This is a genomic window from Streptomyces sp. NPDC056486 (assembly GCF_042795295.1).
GTDB lineage: Bacteria > Actinomycetota > Actinomycetes > Streptomycetales > Streptomycetaceae > Streptomyces.
Map to the genome: position 1 here is coordinate 1 of NZ_JBHTSF010000013.1, position 19,160 is coordinate 19,160.

At 70.4% G+C, this 19,160-nt stretch carries 15 protein-coding genes; 10 read left to right on the plus strand and 5 right to left on the minus strand.

All coding sequences use genetic code 11. The features are described 5' to 3' along the window. The 3 genes from ACFQ7F_RS08345 to ACFQ7F_RS08355 form a co-directional block, all read right to left on the minus strand. On the minus strand, positions 1–214 hold a 214-nt coding region (locus ACFQ7F_RS08345), incomplete at its 3' end, for a hypothetical protein (protein ID WP_383267997.1). A 20-nt stretch (positions 215–234) separates the two neighbouring features. Beyond that, entirely contained in the window at positions 235–2,556 is a 2,322-nt protein-coding gene (gene malQ / locus ACFQ7F_RS08350) for a 4-alpha-glucanotransferase (RefSeq protein WP_383268171.1), read from the minus strand. Positions 2,557–2,628: 72 nt separating this feature from the next. Then, positions 2,629–2,847, minus strand: a complete 219-nt coding sequence (locus ACFQ7F_RS08355; RefSeq protein ID WP_383268174.1) for a hypothetical protein — start codon at positions 2,845–2,847, stop codon at positions 2,629–2,631. 359 nt (positions 2,848–3,206) lie between these two features. On the opposite strand from ACFQ7F_RS08355, the gene ACFQ7F_RS08360 reads away from it, so the two are divergent. Both ACFQ7F_RS08360 and ACFQ7F_RS08365 read left to right on the plus strand, forming a co-directional pair. Then, a complete protein-coding gene (locus ACFQ7F_RS08360; protein WP_383268177.1) occupies positions 3,207–6,197 on the plus strand; it encodes a beta-N-acetylglucosaminidase domain-containing protein in 2,991 nt (996 codons plus the stop codon). Between the two features lie 99 nt (positions 6,198–6,296). Continuing rightward, positions 6,297–7,085, plus strand: coding sequence for a hypothetical protein (locus tag ACFQ7F_RS08365; protein WP_383267999.1), 789 nt, complete (start codon positions 6,297–6,299; stop codon positions 7,083–7,085). Positions 7,086–7,144: 59 nt separating this feature from the next. Here the strand turns inward: ACFQ7F_RS08365 and ACFQ7F_RS08370 are convergent, their stop codons facing one another. Beyond that, positions 7,145–7,681 (minus strand): HNH endonuclease, encoded by a 537-nt coding sequence (locus tag ACFQ7F_RS08370; protein ID WP_190080400.1) that lies wholly within the window; start codon positions 7,679–7,681, stop codon positions 7,145–7,147. Positions 7,682–7,947: 266 nt separating this feature from the next. Here ACFQ7F_RS08370 and ACFQ7F_RS08375 point away from each other — a divergent pair, with 266 nt between their 5' ends. Continuing rightward, positions 7,948–9,027 carry a mechanosensitive ion channel family protein gene (locus ACFQ7F_RS08375; RefSeq protein ID WP_383268001.1) on the plus strand — a complete coding sequence of 360 codons (1,080 nt, stop codon included), beginning with the start codon at positions 7,948–7,950 and terminating at the stop codon, positions 9,025–9,027. A gap of 70 nt (positions 9,028–9,097) precedes the next feature. On the opposite strand, the gene istB is transcribed toward ACFQ7F_RS08375, so the two are convergent. Then, the gene (istB, locus tag ACFQ7F_RS08380) at positions 9,098–10,312 is read right to left on the minus strand and encodes an IS21-like element helper ATPase IstB (protein WP_383268004.1); all 1,215 of its coding nucleotides are present in this window, start codon (positions 10,310–10,312) and stop codon (positions 9,098–9,100) included. Between the two features lie 365 nt (positions 10,313–10,677). On the opposite strand from istB, the gene ACFQ7F_RS08385 reads away from it, so the two are divergent. From ACFQ7F_RS08385 to ACFQ7F_RS08415, 7 genes are all read left to right on the plus strand, one after another. After that, positions 10,678–11,856 carry an ROK family protein gene (locus ACFQ7F_RS08385; protein ID WP_383268007.1) on the plus strand — a complete coding sequence of 393 codons (1,179 nt, stop codon included), beginning with the start codon at positions 10,678–10,680 and terminating at the stop codon, positions 11,854–11,856. 62 nt (positions 11,857–11,918) lie between these two features. After that, a complete protein-coding gene (locus ACFQ7F_RS08390) occupies positions 11,919–13,259 on the plus strand; it encodes an ABC transporter substrate-binding protein (RefSeq protein ID WP_383268009.1) in 1,341 nt (446 codons plus the stop codon). 10 nt (positions 13,260–13,269) lie between these two features. Beyond that, complete coding sequence (locus ACFQ7F_RS08395) at positions 13,270–14,205, plus strand: carbohydrate ABC transporter permease (protein ID WP_383268012.1); 936 nt, start codon at positions 13,270–13,272, stop codon at positions 14,203–14,205. An 8-nt stretch (positions 14,206–14,213) separates the two neighbouring features. Then, on the plus strand, positions 14,214–15,122 hold the full coding sequence (locus ACFQ7F_RS08400; RefSeq protein ID WP_383268015.1) for a carbohydrate ABC transporter permease: 909 nt from the start codon (positions 14,214–14,216) through the stop codon (positions 15,120–15,122). Between the two features lie 8 nt (positions 15,123–15,130). Continuing rightward, the gene (locus ACFQ7F_RS08405; RefSeq protein ID WP_383268018.1) at positions 15,131–16,396 is read left to right on the plus strand and encodes a 6-phospho-beta-glucosidase; all 1,266 of its coding nucleotides are present in this window, start codon (positions 15,131–15,133) and stop codon (positions 16,394–16,396) included. Further along, entirely contained in the window at positions 16,387–17,394 is a 1,008-nt protein-coding gene (locus tag ACFQ7F_RS08410) for an N-acetylglucosamine kinase (RefSeq protein WP_383268021.1), read from the plus strand. The genes ACFQ7F_RS08405 and ACFQ7F_RS08410 overlap by 10 nt, the downstream gene beginning before the upstream one ends. Positions 17,395–17,680: 286 nt before the next feature. Further along, positions 17,681–19,144, plus strand: coding sequence for a hypothetical protein (locus ACFQ7F_RS08415; RefSeq protein WP_383268180.1), 1,464 nt, complete (start codon positions 17,681–17,683; stop codon positions 19,142–19,144). The last annotated feature ends 16 nt before the right edge of the window (positions 19,145–19,160 follow it).

The following is a 19,160-nucleotide window of genomic DNA, read 5'->3' on the forward strand; positions in this document are numbered from 1 at the left end:
ACTTGTCACCGACCATGACGAGGCCCGCGATCACCAGGAACAGCACGATGGGCGCCACGACATAGAGGCCCAGCGTCTCGACCACGCTCAGGCCCGGACCCGGGTCGTCACCGTCGTCCTGCATGTACGCAAACGCGGGGGACGACATGAGCAGCATCATCAGCGTCGTACCGGAAGCCAGGGCACCGGCGCGCAGAGCGTTCTTCTTGTCCACGGTGCCAACGTAGCGAATGGCTAAACGGGCCGCGCGCCCGGGGGTGCCGTACGGGGTTCCCGGCGTCCGCGGAACGCGTCCGTGAACACGTCCATGAACGCGTGCAGGCGCGGCGCCGCGGCGAGTTCCTCCAGGGTGACGGGGCGGCCTTCGGCGTCGGCGATCGGCAGCCGCCAATTGGGGTACTGGTCCCAGGTGCCGGGGAGGTTCTGCGGGCGGCGGTCGCCGACGGTGTCCGGCAGCCATACGCCGATCATGCGGGCCGGGGTGGCGCGCAGGAAGCGGTGCACGGCGCGGATCTCCTCCTGCTCGTTCCCGCCGCCGCCGGGCAGCATCCCGAGCCGGGAGAGCAGCGCGAGCCACTCGGACACGTCGGCCGCGGCTTCGGCCTGCTCCACGGCCACCGGGCGGGTCAGAAGACCGAGCCGGTCGCGGAGTTGGACGTGCTCGCCCGTGAGACGGGCCGCGGTGGAGGGCAGGTCGTGGGTGGTGGCGGTGGCCAGGCAGTCCGCACGCCACCGCTCGGGCGGCAACGGCCGTCCCGTACCCGCCCAGTCCCGCTCGAACCAGAGCACGGACGTGCCGAGCACCCCGTGCCGCTGCAAGGTCTCGCGAACACCCGGCTCTACGGTGCCGAGGTCCTCGCCGATGACGAGAGAACCCGCGCGGTGCGCCTCCAGAGCGAGGACGGCGAGCATCGCATCGGCGTCGTAATGGACATACGTTCCCTCGGTGGGCGCGCGGCCCTCCGGGACCCACCAGAGCCGGAAGAGCCCCATCACATGGTCGATGCGGATCGCGCCGGCGCGGCGGAGCAGTCCGCGCAGGAGGGCGCGGTAGGGGGCGTATCCGGACTCGGCGAGGCGGTCCGGGCGCCAGGGCGGGAGGCCCCAGTCCTGGCCGCGCGCGTTGAACGCGTCCGGCGGGGCACCGGCCGACATGCCCGCGGCGAAGTGCCACTGCTGCGCCCAGGCGTCGGCCCCTGCCGGATGCACACCGACCGCGAGGTCGTGCACGAGGCCGATGTCCATGCCCGCGTCGCGCGCGGAGCGCTGCGCGGCGGCGAGCTGGGCGTCGGTGAGCCAGGCGAGACGGCAGTGGAAGTCGACGCGATCCATCAACTCACGCCGTGCGCGGGCGGATTGGGGCGACGCGGGGTCGCGCAGGGGCGCGGGCCAGGTGTGCCAGTCGGGGCCGTACCGCTCGGCGAGCGCGTACCAAGTGGCGTGATCCTCAAGGGCTTCGCCGTGCTCGGCGAGGAAGTCGTTGTAGGCGGCGCGCCGTCCGGGGCCGAGCGGGACCTCGCGGATCAGCTCCAGGGCCTCGAGCTTGAGCGCCCAGACCGCGTCGCGGTCGATCAACTGCCCCTGCTGGAGTACGGACTCGCGCAGTGCGGCGGCTCGGCGCGTGAGGTCGGCGGCCTGGTCGCGGGCCTCGCCTTCCAGATGGGCGTACTCGGGAATGTCCTCGATCCGGAGATGGACGGGGTCGGGGAAGCGGCGCGACGAAGGGCGGTAGGGAGAGGGGTCGGACGACCCGTCCGGCGGTTTCGGCACCGCCCCGTGCAACGGGTTGACCTGCACGAATCCCGCATCCAGCGTCCGCCCGGACCAGGCGGCCAGCTCGGCGAGGTCACCGAGGTCGCCCATGCCCCAGGAGCGGCTGGAGAGGAGGGAGTAGAGCTGGACGAGTATTCCGTACGTGTTCTCGCGCGGGGGCGGCAAGTGGTCCGGGGCGACGACGAGGTGGGCGGTGGCCGTGTGGGCGTCCGGGGTCTCGGCCCGGATCCGGTGCACACCCAGCGGCAGCGCCGCCGCTTGAAGCTGTGGCTGGGGCTGCGGCTGGGAGTGGGGCTCGGCCTTCTTTACGCCGCTTCGCGGCGATGTCTCCCACCCGGCCACCTGATTACCCGGCATCTGAGGATCTGGGCTCAGGGGGTCCGTGTTCAAGGGGTCGCTGTTCGGGGCGTCCGCGCCTGCCGGGCCCATGCCCGACGGGTCCGTCCCCGGGAATCCCCCTCCCACCCCCGGCATCTCCCACTCCAGCCGCTCCCCCTGCTCCGTCTCCACGGACAGCCTCGTGCCCGGTGGCAGGCCTGACCAGGGTGGGGCTGCGGGAGAGCCGCCCTGCCACACCACCACCGTCGGCGGCAGCAACCGAGCGCTCGACTCCGTCTCACGGGCCGTGAGGGCGCGGCGCACCGCCTCGGGTGTGCTCGCGTCCACGTCGAGGGCGGCCAGGGCCGCGATCACCGCGGCGTCGGTGGCCGGGACGGTCAGGTCCGGTGACGGGGAGTAAGAAGTCGCCACGCCATACAGGGCGGCAAGGCGGGAAAGTCCGATGGGTCCAGTGGATCCGGTCAGTCCGGCGGGCTCAGTGGGGCCGGTGGGACCGGTAGCTCCGGTTGGGGCCATCTAGACCCCCATGTAGTCCAGGCCCGACGCGGTGCCGGTGGAGGTCGGCTCGCTGGTCAGCGGGGCGGCGTCGGCGAGCGGGGGCTCGCTGGTCAGGGGTGCGGCATCGGCGAGCGGGGGCTCGCTGGTCAGGGGCGGCTCGAGGCAGCCGCAGGAGCAGGAGCCGTCGAGTCCGGAGTCAGGACCGGAGACCTGTTTGGAGAGAGCGGAGAGAAGCATCGTGGAAGCGGGCACGTAGGGCTCCTTGTCAGGGGGCGGGACGGGTCTTCGGCAGCAGCCCTACCCCGTAAGCGCGATCGCAGACATATCCGTTGTATGAACGTGCGCGTACTCACATTCGTTTCCCGGAGCAGGGGCATAGACGCAAGATCTTCCTTTTTCCCTGTTCCGCCCCCTCCTGCCCCGGGAGCATCACCCGGCGCTGCCAGGCGACACCGCCACTCGGAAGAAAACCCCCACAACGCCCACGCCCGTTGACACCCGCGCCACGCGAGTGATGGGCTCTGTCACTCACTGAGACGAATCATGCACCAAACGTGATCACCAGGCCCCAGGACGAGGGACACGAGGAGAGTGCCGTGCAGCTGCGGCGCAGGAAGGGCGCGACGGCCGTCGCCGTCGCCGTCATCGCAGGCGCACTCGGCGGCGCCCCCGGCGCTGTCGCCGCCCCCGGCCTCCCCGGAAAGCCCGGCCCCCCGGCCACTTCCGCGGACGACGACCGCGAGGGCGATCAGGAGAGCGACGGCCGGGAGACCGACGGCGCCCTCCCCCCGGTCTGGCCCCGCCCCCAGGCGATGAGCACGGCAGGGACTCCGGTCACCGTCACCGACGAGGTCGTCCTGGTCACGGGCCGGGCCCCGGACCCGTACGCCATGGACGTCCTGCGCGCCCTCCTGCATGACGCGGGCGCCCGCAGGATCACCGAGGTCGAGGACGGTGACCAGCTCCCCGCGGGCAGCGGGAACCTCGTCGTCCGTGCCGGAGGCGCGCGCGCCGACGAAGCGCTGCGCACCCTCGGCGCCCGCGACCGACGCGACCTCCCGTCCGGCGGCTACCGCCTCGCGGTGGGCCGGATCGGCGGCCAGGACACCATCGCCCTCGCGGGCGTGGGTGACGACGGCCTCTTCCACGGCGTACAGACCCTGCGCCAGCTGGTCACCAAGAGCAGTGAGAGCGCCGGCGGCGCCCGGAAGACCGTCCCCGGAGTCCAGATCCGCGACTGGCCGGGCACCGCGGTCCGCGGCATGACGGAGGGCTTCTACGGCACCCCGTGGACCCGCGAACAGCGCCTGAAGCAGCTGGACTTCATGGGCCGCACGAAGCAGAACCGCTATCTCTACGCCCCCGGCGACGACCTGTACCGCCAGGCACGCTGGCGCGAGCCGTACCCCGCGGGCCAGCGCGCCGACTTCCGCGCCCTCGCCGAGCGGGCGAAGCGCAACCACGTGACGCTCGCCTGGGCCGTCGCCCCCGGCCAGGCCATGTGCATGTCGTCCGAGAAGGACATCAAGGCCCTGAACCGCAAGATCGACGCGATGTGGGCCCTGGGCGTGCGCGCCTTCCAGCTGCAGTTCCAGGACGTCAGCTACAGCGAGTGGCACTGCGAGGCGGACGCCGACGCCTTCGGTTCGGGCCCCGAGGCCGCCGCGAAGGCGCAGTCCCGCGTCGCCGACGCCGTCTCCGCGCACCTCGCCGAGCGCCACCCGGACGCGAAGCCGCTCTCGCTGATGCCCACGGAGTACTACCAGAACGGCTCGACCGAGTACCGCGACGCCATCGCGGACCGCCTCGACCACGGCATCGAGGTGGCGTGGACCGGCGTCGGCGTGGTCCCCAGGACCATCACCGGGCGAGAACTCACGGGCGCCCGCGAGGCGTTCGGCGCTCACCCACTCGTGACGATGGACAACTACCCCGTCAACGACTACGCGCAGGACCGCGTCTTCCTCGGCCCCTACACCGGCCGCGAGCCCGCCGTGGCCACCGGCTCCGCGGCGCTGCTCGGCAACGCCATGGAGCAGCCGTCCGCGTCCCGCATCCCGCTGTTCACCGCGGCCGACTACGCCTGGAACCCCCGCGCCTACCGCCCGCACGAGTCCTGGCTCGCCGCGATCGACGACCTCGCGGGCGGCGACAAGAAGACGCGGGGCGCGCTGCGGGCCCTCGCGGGCAATGACGCGTCGTCCGTGCTCGGCGCCGACGAATCGGCGTATGTGCGCCCGCTCATGGACGACTTCTGGCGCGCGCGTACGACGACGGACACCGCCCGCATCAAGAAGTCCGGGCAGGCCCTGCGGGACGCCTTCACCGTCATGAAGGAAGCGCCGCAGCGACTCGCCGACAGCGAAAGCGGGCTCTACAGCGAAGTACGGCCCTGGGTCGAGCAGTTGGCCCGCTACGGGGAAGCGGGCGAGACGGCGGTCGACATGCTGCGCGCGCAGTCCACCGGCGACGGCGCGACCGCCTGGCGCGCCTCGCGCACCTTGACCGGACTCCAGAAGGAGCTGAAGGCCGCCGGTCAGGTCACTGTCGGCAAGGGCGTCCTGGCCCCCTTCCTCTCGCGGTCGCAGAAGGCGTACGAGGCATGGGTGGGGCTCGACAGCGAGCAGGCGTCCGACCGGGCGACGCTCCGTGTCCCCCGCGCCCGCCCCCTCACGGCGGTGACCGCGCTGACCGACCCCGGCACCAAGGGCAGCGTCGAGGCCCACGTCCCCGGCGATGGCTGGCGCCGCGTCGGAGTCCTGTCCGACACGGGCTTCACCGAGGCCGAGCCCAGGATGAGGGGCCTTCGCGCCGACGCCGTCCGCGTCACGGTCACCGCGGGCACGGTCCGCCACGTGGTCCCCTGGTACGCCGACTCCCCCGACGCCCGCCTCTCCCTGGACCGCGCCGAGGCCGACGTGGAGATCGGCGGCGGCCCACAGCGGGTCACGGCGAAGCTGACGTCGCTGCGCCCCGGCGACGTCCAGGGCAAGGTCACGGCGAAGACCCCCAGGGGCATCGAGGTGCGCACCCCGGAGAAGTCGACGCTGCCGCGCGGCACGCAGGTGGACGTCCCCGTCGACGTCACCGTCCCGGCGGGCACGCGCGCGGGAACGTACGAGATCCCGCTCACCTTCGACGGCCGGACCAGGACGGTCTCGGTCCGCGCCTACCCGCGCACCGAAGGACCCGACCTGGCGCGCGGCGCGAAGGCGTCGTCATCGGGCGACGAGACGAAGGACTTCCCGGCGTCCGGCGCCAACGACGGTGACCCCAGGACCCGTTGGTCCTCGCGGTACGAGGACGGCGCCTGGTGGCAGACGGAGCTCGCGGAGCCGATCAGGCTCGGTCAGGTCGTCCTGCGCTGGCAGGACGCGTACGCGGCGGGCTACCGCGTACAGACGTCCGCCGACGGCAGGACCTGGCGCACGGCGGCGACCGTGAAGGACGGCAAGGGCGGCCGCGAGGCGGTCCGCATGGACGCCCGCGACACCCGCTACGTCCGGGTACAGGGGGACAAGCGGGCCACGCGCTTCGGCTACTCCCTCTGGTCGGTGGAGGCGTACGCGGTGGCTGACCCTTCGTAAGCTGGCGCCCCCGAGTATCAGCAAGTCGCTTGCCTTGCTTGCCAGTTGGGCGGTCGGGCGCGAGATGATGGAGGCGAGGCCTCATCGGGGGGGGGCGACATGCGACTACTGGCGCACCGGCCGGATGCGCGCCGCTCGTTGGCCGTTCTGCTGTACGAGGGCGACGTCGGCTGGCCGGACGCCTATCGTCACCGGCCCGGTCACGAGGACGATCCGTACGAGCGGGAGCGCCGTGAGCGTGAGTGGTCCGAGCGGGAGCGGTACGACCGGACGGGAGGCGGACCGCGCTCGTCCTGGCCTCCCCCTCCTACCCTGTCTCCCCCTCCCCCTCTCCCTCCCGCCATGCTGGCCGTCCGGGACTCCCTGACCCGCTGGCCCGACAGCTTCTTCCGCACCGAACCCGGCCGTGTCGTCGCGCTCGACACCGCCTTCCCGGACAGCTCGTACAGGCTCCACGAAGCCGTCCGCGACACGAGCGAGCTGCTGCTCGTCCACTACGCGGGTGTCCTGGACACGGGTGTGCTGGACGCCGACGACCCCCGTGACCGGGCCTCCGGCCGGGGCGGCCTGCCGTTCGTCTCGCTGTTCGATTTGATCGAGCCGGCCCCGGCCAGGCACATCGTCGTGGTCCTGGAACCGGACCGGTCGGACCAGGTCCCACCGGTGGCGGAGTTCCGCCGCCGGTACGAACACCTGATGCGGCGCTATCGAGGCCATCTCACTCTGATCGTCGCCAACCCGGCCCGCTGGTCTCCCCGCCCGTTCCTGGCCGACGCGCTCGGCACCGGCAGCCCGCTCTCCGTGCGCACGCTCGCCGCCCACCCGCGGGCGCAGGTCCTGCTGAGGGCGTACGGCCGCGACGTACTGCTGTCGGGCAACGGCTCATGACGTGTGACCGGAGCGGTGCAGACGCCGACGCTCCGGCCACACGTAAAAGCCCGGATCTCTCAGGCAGAAATGCCATCGATCCGGGCCATCGCGTCGTCCGCGCCGAACGGCTGCAAGTACGGCAGCCAGCGCGGATCCCTATGCCCGGTCCCGATGATGCGCCACGCGAGCCCAGAGGGCGGCGCGGGCTTGTGACGCAGGCGCCACCCCAGCTCCAGTAGGTGACGGTCCGCCTTGGTGTGGTTGCAGCGGCGGCAGGACGCCACCACGTTCTCCCAGGCGTGCTGACCGCCACGGCTCTTCGGAATGACGTGGTCGACGCTGGTTGCGACGCCACCGCAGTACATGCACCGACCGCCGTCGCGGGCGAAGAGCGCCCGCCTGGTCAGAGGAACGGGCCCCCGGTAGGGGACCCGGACGAACCGCTTGAGGCGGACCACGCTGGGTGCGGGGACAGTGCGCGTTGCGCTGTGCATGAAGGCGCCGGATTCCTCGAGGCAGAGAGCCTTGTTCTCCAGGACGAGGACGAGCGCGCGGCGGAGCGGTACGACGCCTAGAGGCTCGTACGACGCATTGAGGACCAGGACGTGCGGCACGGATGCCTCCTATTACGCCGGCGGCGCGTGGCTCGCGCCGGGACGATCTGTAGCCAGTCTCCCCTCATGCCTGGTCCAAGCGCCACCATGTGCCGGTAACGGGCTCGGAGTGTTTTCGACCACAGATGTACAACACCCTCATCTTCCCCAAGTGAGCACTGTCTCTCCCTCGAACATCACAACGATCCACACACAATGCCCCGTTAGTGTGGTGTCTCTGCCCGGTGCATCTCCTGGGCAGGCCGCTATGCCTGGAGGTACCTGCCGTGTTCCTGTCCGTCCTGTCAGCAGCCGGAACGGACCCGGACGACAAGACGACGCCGAAGTCCCCGACCTTGGAAGATGCCCAGGAGAGCGCGACGAACGCCGCGAGCTGGGTCGAGCAGAACTGGTCGGCGTGGCTGGGCATCGGGCTCCGCATCCTGCTGATCGTCGCTGTCGCCGTCGTCCTTCGCGTGGTCATCCGGCGCTCCATCACCAAGCTCATCGAGCGCATGAACCGCACGGCCCAGTCCATGAACGGCTCGGCGCTCGGCGGTCTCCTGGTGAACGTGGAGCGGCGCCGCCAGCGCTCGCAGGCCATCGGTTCGGTGCTCCGTTCGGTGGCGTCGTTCCTGATCCTGGGCACGGCCGCGCTGATGATTTTGGGCACATTCCAGATCAACCTCGCCCCGCTGCTCGCGTCGGCGGGTGTCGCGGGTGTGGCGATCGGTTTCGGTGCCCGCAACCTGGTCACGGACTTCCTCTCCGGCGTCTTCATGATCCTTGAGGACCAGTACGGCGTCGGCGACTCGATCGACGCGGGTGTCGCGTCGGGCGAGGTCATCGAGGTCGGCCTGCGGGTCACCAAGCTGCGCGGCGACGCGGGCGAGATCTGGTACGTCCGCAACGGCGAGGTCAAGCGCATCGGCAACCTCAGCCAGGGCTGGTCCACGGCGGGCGTCGACGTCACCGTCCGCCCGGACGAGGATCTGGACAAGGTGCAGGCGAAGCTGCTCGAGGTCGGCGAGTCCATGGCGAAGGACGAGCCGTGGAACGAGCGCCTCTGGGGCCCGGTCGAGGTCCTCGGCCTGGACAGCGTGCTGCTCGACTCGATGGTCGTGAGGGTCTCCGCGAAGACGATGCCGGGCAACGCCCTCGGCGTGGAGCGCGAGCTGCGCTGGCGCATCAAGCGGGCCTTCGACGCTGCGGGCATCCGCATCGTGGGCGGCCTCCCGCTCCAGGCGACGGAGGAGGCGGCCGACACGTCGGCAGGCGTCGCGGCCCCTTCGGCCTACGCGTCCGCGACCTCCCCCCAGTCCCTCGCTGCCTCCCCGATAGCACCGCCGCCGAACCTGGCGAAGTAGCGGTACGTACGCAGGTGAGCGGGGCGCCCGGAATCCCGGCGCCTCGCTCCTCTTACTCCCCTCACTCCCCTCACTCCGCGAACACGGTCGCCCCCGGAACCATCGCCGGGCGACGCGTGCGATAGCTGTCGGCGTCGAGGGCGACGACCTCCGCATGGTGGGCCAGGCGGTCCACCATCGCGGAAGCTGCCGCGCCGTCGCCGAACACCTCGCCCCAGCGTCCAAGGGCCAAGTTGCTGGTGACGATCAGCGACGCCCGCTCGTAGCGGTGCGAGACGAGCTGGAAGAGGAGGTGGGCGACCTCGGAGTCGAAGGGCACGTAGCCGATCTCGTCCACGACGAGCAGGGGATACGCGTCCAACCGGGCAAGTTCCTTGCGCAGCCGGCCTGCGGCCTTGGCGTCCGCGAGCCGTGCGCCCCACTCGGCGGCTGTCGCGAACAGCACCTGGTGTCCGGCCTGGCAGGCCCGTGCGCCCAGGGCTACCGCCAGGTGCGTCTTGCCCGTGCCGGGCGCACCGAGCAGCACCACGTTCGCCTTGCGCGTGACGAAGTCGACCTTGCCGAGCCGGGTGATCACATGCGGTTCGGGCGCCCGCAGACGCCCTTCGTCGAACATCTCCAGGACCTTCCTGGCAGGGAACCCGGCGGCCTCGATGCGCTCCTCCGCACCCGTACCCGCACCCGTACCCGCACCCGCGTACGGCTCCGCCGCATCCCCGCCGTCCCGCTGGGCCGGGATGACCACGGCCCGCGAGTCCTCTTCCCGGTGCAGCACGCCCCGCACCCTCGCCTCCTGCGCCGCCATGGGCCCGGACATGTAGGCGAGGATGGCCGCCGAGGCGATGAACGCCATGTGGATGACCGTGCCCCAGAGAAGGTCGTGCCGGGGCGTGTGGTGGACGTCGACGAACATCTGGAGCAGATGCACCGACGAGATCCCCACGATGGCCGTGGCCAGCTTGACCTTCAGCACGTTGGAGTTCACGTGCGACAGCCACTCGGGCTGATCCCGGTGGCCCTGGAGACCGATCCGCGAGACGAAGGTCTCGTATCCGCCGACGATCACCATGATCAGCAGATTGGCGATCATCACCACATCGACGAGCTTCAGGACGGCGAGCATGACGTGCGTCTCGTCCGCGTGTCCGCTGACGACGTGGTGGATGAGGTGCCACAGCTCGTTGAAGAACTTGTAGACGTACACGCCCTGAGCGGCCACCAGGCCGAAATACAGGGGCGCTTGGAGCCAACGGGTCGCGAAGAGGGAACACCCCAGGGTGGTCATGTTCGGTGGGGATGAGGCGGAGCGGGACACCAGACCTCCAACAGCCGTGAGGGTCGTCATTCTTGTGGCCCGCGGCCGACAATCTGAATTCGAGCCACCCGTTGGGATTAATAGGAATCCAGTCGGACAAGACCTGCGGCCCGACGGCCACGGGGGTCCCGGCTCCGGGCAGGGCGCGAGCACTCCGTGCAACACCGGCCCCCACCAGGTAACGACTTGGTTGCCGCGGGGGCGTGCGCTATTGACGCCTCATTCACGCCAGCCGTACGGTCCTCACGAATTGGAAAGTTTCCTAACAGTTAGCGGGCAAGCGCCGACCTGCGCACGGCCGCTAACCTTCGGGCAGCCGATAGGCAGGTGTCGTCATGGCAGCAGCAAGCAGCACTCCGGGGACCCCGGGCACGCCGAGCGTCCTGCGCGCCATGAACGACCGGGCGGTGCTCGACCTGCTTGTCGCGCACGGGCCGCTCACCCGCACCCGCATCGGTGAGCTGACCGGGCTCTCCAAGCCCACCACCTCGCAGCTGCTCGGGCGCCTCGAAGCCGCCGGCCTCGTACACACCACCGGCAGCCTCAGCGGGCGCCCTGGCCCCAACGCCCTGCTGTACGAGATCGACCCGGGCGCCGCACATGTCGCCGCGCTGTCCGCCGACCCCACGGGGATCACCGCGCTCGTCGCCGACATCACCGGCACCGTCATCGGGCAGGCGCGCGTCGAGGCGGAAGCCGTGGCCGAGGATGTGCGTCACCGCACGGCGCAACTGGTCGCCGAGGCCGTCGACGAGGCGCTGCGCCAAGCGGGACTCGGCCACGACGACCTGCGGGCCGCGGTGATCGGCACACCCGGCGCGATCGACCCGCACACCGGTGAGCTGCGGTACGCCCCGCATCTGCCGGGCTGGCACTCGCGGACGCTGCGCGACGATCTCGCCGCCGTCCTCGGCACGCCCGTCGACATCGAGAACGACGTGAACCTGGCCGCCGTCGCCGAGCAGTACGAGGGCGCCGCCCAGGACAACGACAACTACGTGCTCACCTGGCTCGACGACGGCGTCGGTGCCGCCATCGTGCTCGGCGGCACCCTGCTGCGCGGCGCGACCGGCGGCGCGGGCGAGATCGGCTACATGCCGCTGCCCGGCGCTCCCCTGGCGCACGGCGGCCCCGAGGCGACGCGCGGCCCTGACGGGGGCGGCGGCTTCCAGAGCCTCGTCTCCGCGCCGGTCGTCAAGCAACTCGCGGGCGGCGCGGCCACGTTGGCGGACGCCTTCGCCGACGACACCGTGCTCGGCGAGGTCGCACGCCGCCTCGCCACCGGCATCGCCGCGGTCGTCGCCGTCGTCGACCCCGAACTCGTCGTGCTCTCAGGATCGGTGGCCCAGGCGGGCGGCGACAAGCTGCGCGTCAAGGTCGAGGAGGAGCTGACCGGCCTCGCACTGCCGCGCCCGCAGATCCGCATCAGCGAACTCGACGGCGACCCGATCCTCACCGGCGCCCTGCGCTCGGCCCTCACCCAGGCCCGCGACCAGGTCTTCGACACGGCCTGAAGCACCCCCTCGCCGTACCACTCCCTGCTCGTCAACTCCCTCCCCCGTAAAGGAAGTCCGCCATGCCGCGATGGCGCATGCCCACCTGCGCGTCCGCGGCGCTCGCCGCAGCCGGTCTCTTGCTCTCCGGCTGCGCCAATCCGAGCGTCGGCAGTGCGAACGACGACCCGACCGAGCCGGTCACCCTGAAGTTCTGGCACGGCTGGTCGACGCCCGGCGAGGTCAAGGCCGTCAACGACAGCATCGACCGCTTCGAGAAGCTGCACCCGAACATCAAGGTGCAGGCCACCGGGAACGTCTCCGACGAGACCGTGAACCAGGCCCTGCGGGCGGGCGGCGACAAGGCCCCTGACGTCGTTTCCTCCTTCACCACCAACAACGTGGGCCAGTACTGCGACTCCGGGATGTGGGCGGACCTCGATCCGTTCATGAAGAAGACCGGCCTCGACAAGCGCAAGACCTTCCCCAAGACGCTGCTCGACTACACGAGTTACCGGGGCAGCCAGTGCGCCCTGCCGCTGCTCGCGGACGCCTTCGGGATGTACTACAACAAGGACGCCTACAAGGAGGCGGGCATCAAGCGTCCGCCGCGCACGATGTCCGAGTTCGAGAAGGTCTCCAAGAAGCTGACCGTGCGCAGCGGCAAGAACTCGTACAAGCGGGTCGGGTACATGCCCAACTTCCGCTTCTACCAGAACAGTCCTGACCGCCTCTTCGCCCAGTGGGGCCCCCAGTACTTCGACGCCAAGGGCGACGCGACCCTCGCCGACGACCCGAAGACGTACAAGTTCTTCAAGACCGCAGGCCAACTCGCTGCGGCACAGGGCGGATTCAATGACCTGGAGCGGTTCCGGCTGACCTTCGGCGACGAGATGTCCAACCAGAACGCCTTCCTGACCGGCAAGGTCGCCATGCACCTCGACGGTGAGTGGCGCGGCCTGATGCTGGACGAGGCGAAGGCGAAGTTCAACTGGGGTGTGGCGCCGCTGCCCGTCCCCGACGACCAGGCCGACACGTACGGGCGCGGTTTCATCACCGGCACCGTCGCGGGGATCGCACACAGCAGCAAGCACCAGAACGCCGCGTGGGAGCTGGTGCGGTTCCTGACCGCCGACACCAAGCAGGTCGTGAACTTCGCGAACGCCATCCACAACGTGCCCTCCACGTTCGCGGCGCTCAAGTCGCCCGACCTGGACGCCGATCCGACCTTCCGGACCTTCTTCGACATCCTGGAGAACAAGCACAGCAAGGCCCTGCCGGCCTCCGTGAACGGCGGCGCCTACGTCGTCTCGCTCCAGGACTTCGCGTACGGCGTCGAGGCCGGGCGCGTCCCCGACCTGCGCGAGCGCCTGAAGAAGCTCGACGAGCAGATCGACGCCGACACCCTCCAGTCGAAGAGCTGAGGACCCCGCCATGGCAATCTCCCTCTCCAACCCCGCGCGCCGCAGACTGCGTACGCTCGGCTTCCTCTCCCCCTGGCTCGTCGGCTTCAGCGTCTTCTTCGCGTATCCGCTGATCGCCACCGTCTACTTCTCGTTCATGCACTACAACCAGATCAAGGAGCCCACCTTCGTGGGCCTGCGGAACTGGAAGTACGTGTTCGAGCAGATGCCCCTGTTCGGCCCGGCCCTGTGGAACACGCTGTGGCTGGTCGTGATCATGGTGGCGGTGCGCGTCGTCTTCGGGCTCTCGCTCGGGCTGCTCATCACGAAGATCAAGACGGGCGCCGGATTCTTCCGCACCGCCTTCTATCTCCCGTACCTCGCCCCGCCGGTGGCCGCCACCGTCGCCTTCGTCTTCCTGCTCAACCCGGGCACGGGCCCGGTGAACGAGATCCTCGACACGGTCGGGATCTCGGGGCCCAACTGGTTCAACGACCCGGACACCGCCAAGCCCTCGCTGGTGCTGTTGTCCCTTTGGGGCATCGGCGATCTTATGGTCATCTTCATGGCGTCGCTGCTCGACGTACCGAAGGAGCAGTACGAGGCCGCGGACCTCGACGGCGCCGGAGCGTTCGCCAAGTTCCGCTACGTGACCTGGCCCGCGATCACGCCGATCGTGATGTTCGCGGTGGTCACCGGCGTCGTACAGACCATGCAGTACTACACGCAGGCCCTGGTCGCGGGGAAAGTCGCGTCCGGCGTCAACATCGGCCCGGGATCGGTGATCCAGCCCGGCTATCCGGACCACTCGACCCTCACGGTCCCCCAGCTCGTCTACCAAATGGGCTTCCAGAACTTCAACACCGGTGCCGCGTGCGTGCTCTCGCTCGTGCTCTTCGCCATCGCCATGGCCGTCACGCTGCTCCTGATGCGCAAGCGCTCCGGGCTGCTCGCGGCGGAGGACTGAGGACTTCGATGACTTCCACGACTCTCAGCGCGCCCGCTTCGGCGCCCGAACGCACCGTCCCGACCAGAGGCCCCGCCGCCGCCCGCGCCCGCCGCAAGCGGATCCTGCACTGGATCGCCGTGCACAGCGTGGCGATAGGCGTCGCGCTGCTCTTCATCCTGCCGTTCGTCTTCGTCTTCCTGACGTCGGTGATGAGCGACTCGCAGGCGATGAGCGGCGACCTGTGGCCCGACTCCTGGCACTGGTCGAACTACAAGACCGTGTTCGAGACACCGGGCTTCCTCGACTGGTGGCGCAACTCGCTGATGTACGCGGGGCTCGGCACCCTCTTCACCGTCTGCTCGGCGATCCCCGTGGCGTACGCGCTGGCCAAGTTCCGCTTCCGCGGGCGCCGTACGGCGATGCTGCTCGTCATCTCGACGATGATGCTGCCGCCGCAGGTCATCGTGATCCCGATGTACCTGGTGTGGGCTCAGCAGTTCCATCTGTCGGGCACCCTGTGGCCGCTGATCATCCCGATGGCGTTCGGTGACGCGTACTCGATCTTCCTGCTGAGGCAGTTCCTCCTCACCATCCCCAAGGAGTACATCGAGTCCGCGAAGGTCGACGGCTGCAGCGAGTTCCGTACCATGATCAAGATCGTGGTGCCGATGGCCAAGCCCGGCATCACCGCCATCGCGCTCTTCCAGTTCTTCTACTGCTGGAACGACTACTTCGGGCCGCAGATCTACGCCGCCCAGAACCCCGGCGCCTGGACGCTGAGTTACGGCCTCGAGTCGTTCAAGAGCGCCCACGCCGTGAACTGGAACATGACCATGGCGGCGACCCTGCTCGTCATGGCGCCCGTCATCATCATCTTCTTCTTCGCACAGAAGGCCTTCGTAGAAGGCGTCACCCTCACCGGAGTAAAGGGCTGAGAACCGATATGAAGCTCGCAGTGGTCGGCGGAGGGTCGACCTACACACCTGAACTGATCGACGGATTCGCACGGTTGAGGGACTCCCTGCCGATCGAGGAACTGGTCCTCGTGGACCCGGCAGCCGACCGTCTTGAGCTGGTGGGCGGCCTCGCCCGGCGCATCTTCGCCAAGCAGGGGCACCCCGGCCGCATCGTCACCACGTCCGACGTGGACGCGGGCGTCGCGGACGCCGACGCGGTCCTGCTCCAGCTGCGCGTCGGCGGACAGGCGGCCCGCAACCAGGACGAGACGTGGCCCCTGGAGTGCGGCTGCGTCGGCCAGGAGACCACGGGGGCGGGCGGCCTCGCGAAGGCCCTGCGCACCGTGCCCGTCGTCCTCGACATCGCCGAGCGCGTACGGCGCACCAACCCGGACGCCTGGATCATCGACTTCACCAACCCGGTGGGCATCGTCACGCGGGCGCTGCTCCAGGCGGGCCACAAGGCCGTCGGCCTGTGCAACGTGGCGATCGGCTTCCAGCGCAAGTTCGCGAAGCTGCTCGACGTCGCCCCGGGCGACGTCCACCTCGATCACGTGGGGCTCAACCACCTGACGTGGGAGACGGGCGTACGTCTCGGGGGGCCTGACGGCGACGACATCCTGCCCAAGCTGCTCGCCGAGCACGGGGACGCGGTCGCCGCGGATCTGCGCATGCCGCGCGAGATCGTCGACCGGCTCGGCGTCGTGCCCTCGTACTACCTGCGCTACTTCTACCAGCACGACGCCGTGGTGGAAGAGCTGAAGACCAAGCCGTCGCGGGCCGCCGAAGTGGCCGAGATGGAGCGCGAGCTCCTGAAGATGTACGGCGACCCGACGCTCGACGAGAAGCCGGCCCTGCTCGGCAAGCGCGGCGGCGCCTTCTACTCGGAGGCGGCCGTCGACCTCGCGGCCTCGCTGCTCGGCAACGGCGGCAGCCCCTTCCAGGTGGTGAACACCGTCAACAACGGCACGCTGCCGTTCCTGCCGGACGACGCCGTCATCGAGGTACAGGCCTCGGTGGACGGCTCGGGCGCCACGCCCCTCGCGGTGCCGAAGCTGGACCCGCTGTACGCCGGACTCATCGCGAACGTCACCGGGTACGAGGACCTGGCCCTCCAGGCCGCGGTGCACGGTGGACGCGAGCGTGTCTTCAAGGCGCTGCTCGCCCACCCCCTTGTCGGCCAGTACACGTACGCGGAGCAGCTCACCGACCGGCTCATCGCGCACAACCGGGAGCACCTGGCGTGGGCGTAGGCACGAGCGTGCTCGCGATCGACGCGGGCAACAGCAAGACCGACGTCGCGGTGGTCGCGGCCGACGGCTCGGTCGTCGGCGCGGCACGCGGCGGCGGGTTCCAGCCGCCCCAGGTCGGCGTCGAGACCGCGGTGGACATCCTGGAGGAGGCGGTGACGCGGGCCCTGGCCGAGGCGGGCGCCGACTCCGTCGGGCATGTGTCCGCCTGTCTGGCCAACGCCGATCTGCCGGTGGAGGAGCGGGAGTTGGCCGACGCCCTGCGCCGCCGCGCGTGGGGTCCCTCTGTCGACGTACGCAACGACACCTTCGCCATCCTGCGGGCCGGTCTCCTGGAGGACACCGAGCCGCGGGGCGTCGCCGTGGTGTGCGGCGCGGGCATCAACTGCGTGGGCATGCTGCCCGACGGGCGCACCGCCCGCTTCCCCGCCATCGGCCGGATATCCGGCGACTGGGGCGGGGGCGGCGCCCTCGCCGAGGAGGCGCTCTGGTTCGCGGCGCGGGCCGAGGACGGCCGCGGCGACGCGACCGCGCTGCGCGAGACGCTGCCCGCGCACTTCGGCCTGCCCTCCATGTACGCGCTGATAGAAGCGCTGCATCTGGGTGGCATCGCTCCGGTACGGCGGCACGAGCTGACGCCGGTGCTCTTCGCCACGGCGGCGGCGGGCGACGCGGTGGCGCGCTCGCTGGTGGACCGGATGGCCGACGAGGTCGTCGCCATGTCGACCGTGGCTCTCGACCGCCTCGGCCTGCTCGGCGAGGAGGCCCCGGTCCTGCTCGGCGGCAGCGTCCTCGCGGCCCGCCACCCGCAACTTGACGACCGCATCCGGGCGTTGCTCGCCGACCGGGCCCCCAAGGCGGTGCCCCGGGTGGTCGTCGCCCGTCCCGTGCTCGGCGCGGCGCTGCTCGGCCTCGACCAGGTCGGGGCGCCCAACGGGGTGCACGCGCGCGTGCGGGGGCACTATGAGACTGGGCACCATGAGAGTGGCGTGGGAGTCTGACGCGGCGGAGTTCATAGGCCCGGCAGGGAACCGAACCGTACTGAATCGCGTATTCAAGGGCAGGGGCGGTGTGCGATCTTCGCGTGATCCGGGCAGAGGGGTCGCGTGATCTGGACAGGGGGATCCGGACACAGTGATACAGACACGATGATCAGCACAAGATCGAGTCAATGCCTGTGCGGATGTCAGTCCCTGCGGCGATACTTGCGGCCGTGCACTTCTTCCCGCACCGAGCACGTCGGGCGGAAGTGAGCGTCCGATGACCAAGGGGGAGGTCGAGGCCGAGGTGACACACCCGCCGAACGGCAGTGCCGCGCCGCCGGGACAGGCCGCGCCGACGAGGCCCACGGTCCCGCCTCAGGCGGGACCGGGCTCCGCGGCGCCCGCTGAGACCGTGCAGAGCGCGGCGCCCCGCCGCCCCGCCTGGATAGAAGGCCGCGACCGGCTGCGCGCGGCGGCGACGACCGAGCCGGGCAGGCTGCGGATCATCGGCGCCGTCCTCGCGCTGCTCGTCGTGGCGTTCGGCGCGGTCACCACCTGGCAGATGACCGACCGCTCGGACGCCGCGAACAGCGTCCTGACCCGAAGCCAGCCGCTGAGCGACGACGCGGCGGCCATCTACCGCTCCCTCGCGGACGCCAACACGGCCGCCTCAAGCGGATTCTTGGCGGGCGGCCAGGAACCGGCCTCGGTGCGCGACCGGTACAACCGCGACATCGACCGCGCATCCGAGAAGCTGGCCAACGCCGCGTCGAACGCGGGCGCGGGATCGACGGCCGCCGCCTCGGTGAGCAAGCTGAACAAGCTCCTCCCGGAGTACACCGGCCTGATCGAGCGGGCCCGCGCGAGCAACCGCCAGGGCCTCCCCCTGGGCGGCGCCTATCTGCGGTACGCCAACGACAAGATGCAGACCCAGATGCTCCCGGCCGCCGAGGAGCTCTACACCGTGGAGAAGGAGCGGCTGAAGTCGGACTACGACGACGCGAAGCCGTATCCGTGGCTCGCCATCGCGCTCGGAGTCCTCGCGCTCGGCGCCCTGTTCTGGGCCCAGCGCCGCAACTACCTCCGCACGAACCGGGTGTTGAACCACGGTCTGGTCGCCGCGACCACCGCCTCCACGGTCGTCCTGCTCTGGCTGGTCGCCGGACACACCTTCGCGCGCTCGGGGCTGAGCGACTCGTACGACCACGGCGTGAAGTCCCTGAACGTCCTGAACGACGCCCGCATCAGCTCGCTCAAGGCCCGCAGCAACGAGAACCTCACGCTGGTCAGCCGCGGCGCGGAGACCGTCGAGGTCGGCGCGGACAAAGAGGTCAAGGACAAGTTCGACGTCGACTACCAGGCGCAGATGAAGCAGCTCGGCAGCGTCGACAGCGGACTGCTCGGCAAGGCCGCGGCCATCGCCGACAACGCCGCGGGCAGGAACCCGGTCAAGGCCGCCGCGGACAACGTGTCGGTCTGGAAGGACCGTCACAAGACCGCGCGGGACAGCGACGACGCGGGTGACTACAAGGGCGCGCTCGCCAAGGTCGTCGGCGACAAGAAGGACAAGCCCACCGGCGAGTGCTTCGACAATGTCGACGAGGCACTCGATGTCGCGCTGAAGCACGAGCAGGGCGAGTTCGAGCAGGCGGCCAAGGACGGCAAGGGGGCGATGACCGGGCTCCCGGAGGGCGCCGCCGTGCTCGCGGTGCTCGCAGCCGCCGGCGCCGTGCTCGGCATCGGGCGCAGGCTGTCGGAGTACAGGTGAGAGGGGGCGAGCGGAC

Bases quoted from the DNA above. Each gene is read 5' to 3' on its own strand.
- ACFQ7F_RS08355 (WP_383268174.1), bottom strand. From the start codon at position 2,847: ATGCTTCTCTCCGCTCTCTCCAAACAGGTCTCCGGTCCTGACTCCGGA.
- ACFQ7F_RS08365 (WP_383267999.1), top strand. From the start codon at position 6,297: ATGCGACTACTGGCGCACCGGCCGGATGCGCGCCGCTCGTTGGCCGTT.
- istB (WP_383268004.1), bottom strand. From the start codon at position 10,312: ATGACCACCCTGGGGTGTTCCCTCTTCGCGACCCGTTGGCTCCAAGCG.
- ACFQ7F_RS08385 (WP_383268007.1), top strand. From the start codon at position 10,678: ATGGCAGCAGCAAGCAGCACTCCGGGGACCCCGGGCACGCCGAGCGTC.
- ACFQ7F_RS08390 (WP_383268009.1), top strand. From the start codon at position 11,919: ATGCCGCGATGGCGCATGCCCACCTGCGCGTCCGCGGCGCTCGCCGCA.
- ACFQ7F_RS08395 (WP_383268012.1), top strand. From the start codon at position 13,270: ATGGCAATCTCCCTCTCCAACCCCGCGCGCCGCAGACTGCGTACGCTC.
- ACFQ7F_RS08400 (WP_383268015.1), top strand. From the start codon at position 14,214: ATGACTTCCACGACTCTCAGCGCGCCCGCTTCGGCGCCCGAACGCACC.
- ACFQ7F_RS08405 (WP_383268018.1), top strand. From the start codon at position 15,131: ATGAAGCTCGCAGTGGTCGGCGGAGGGTCGACCTACACACCTGAACTG.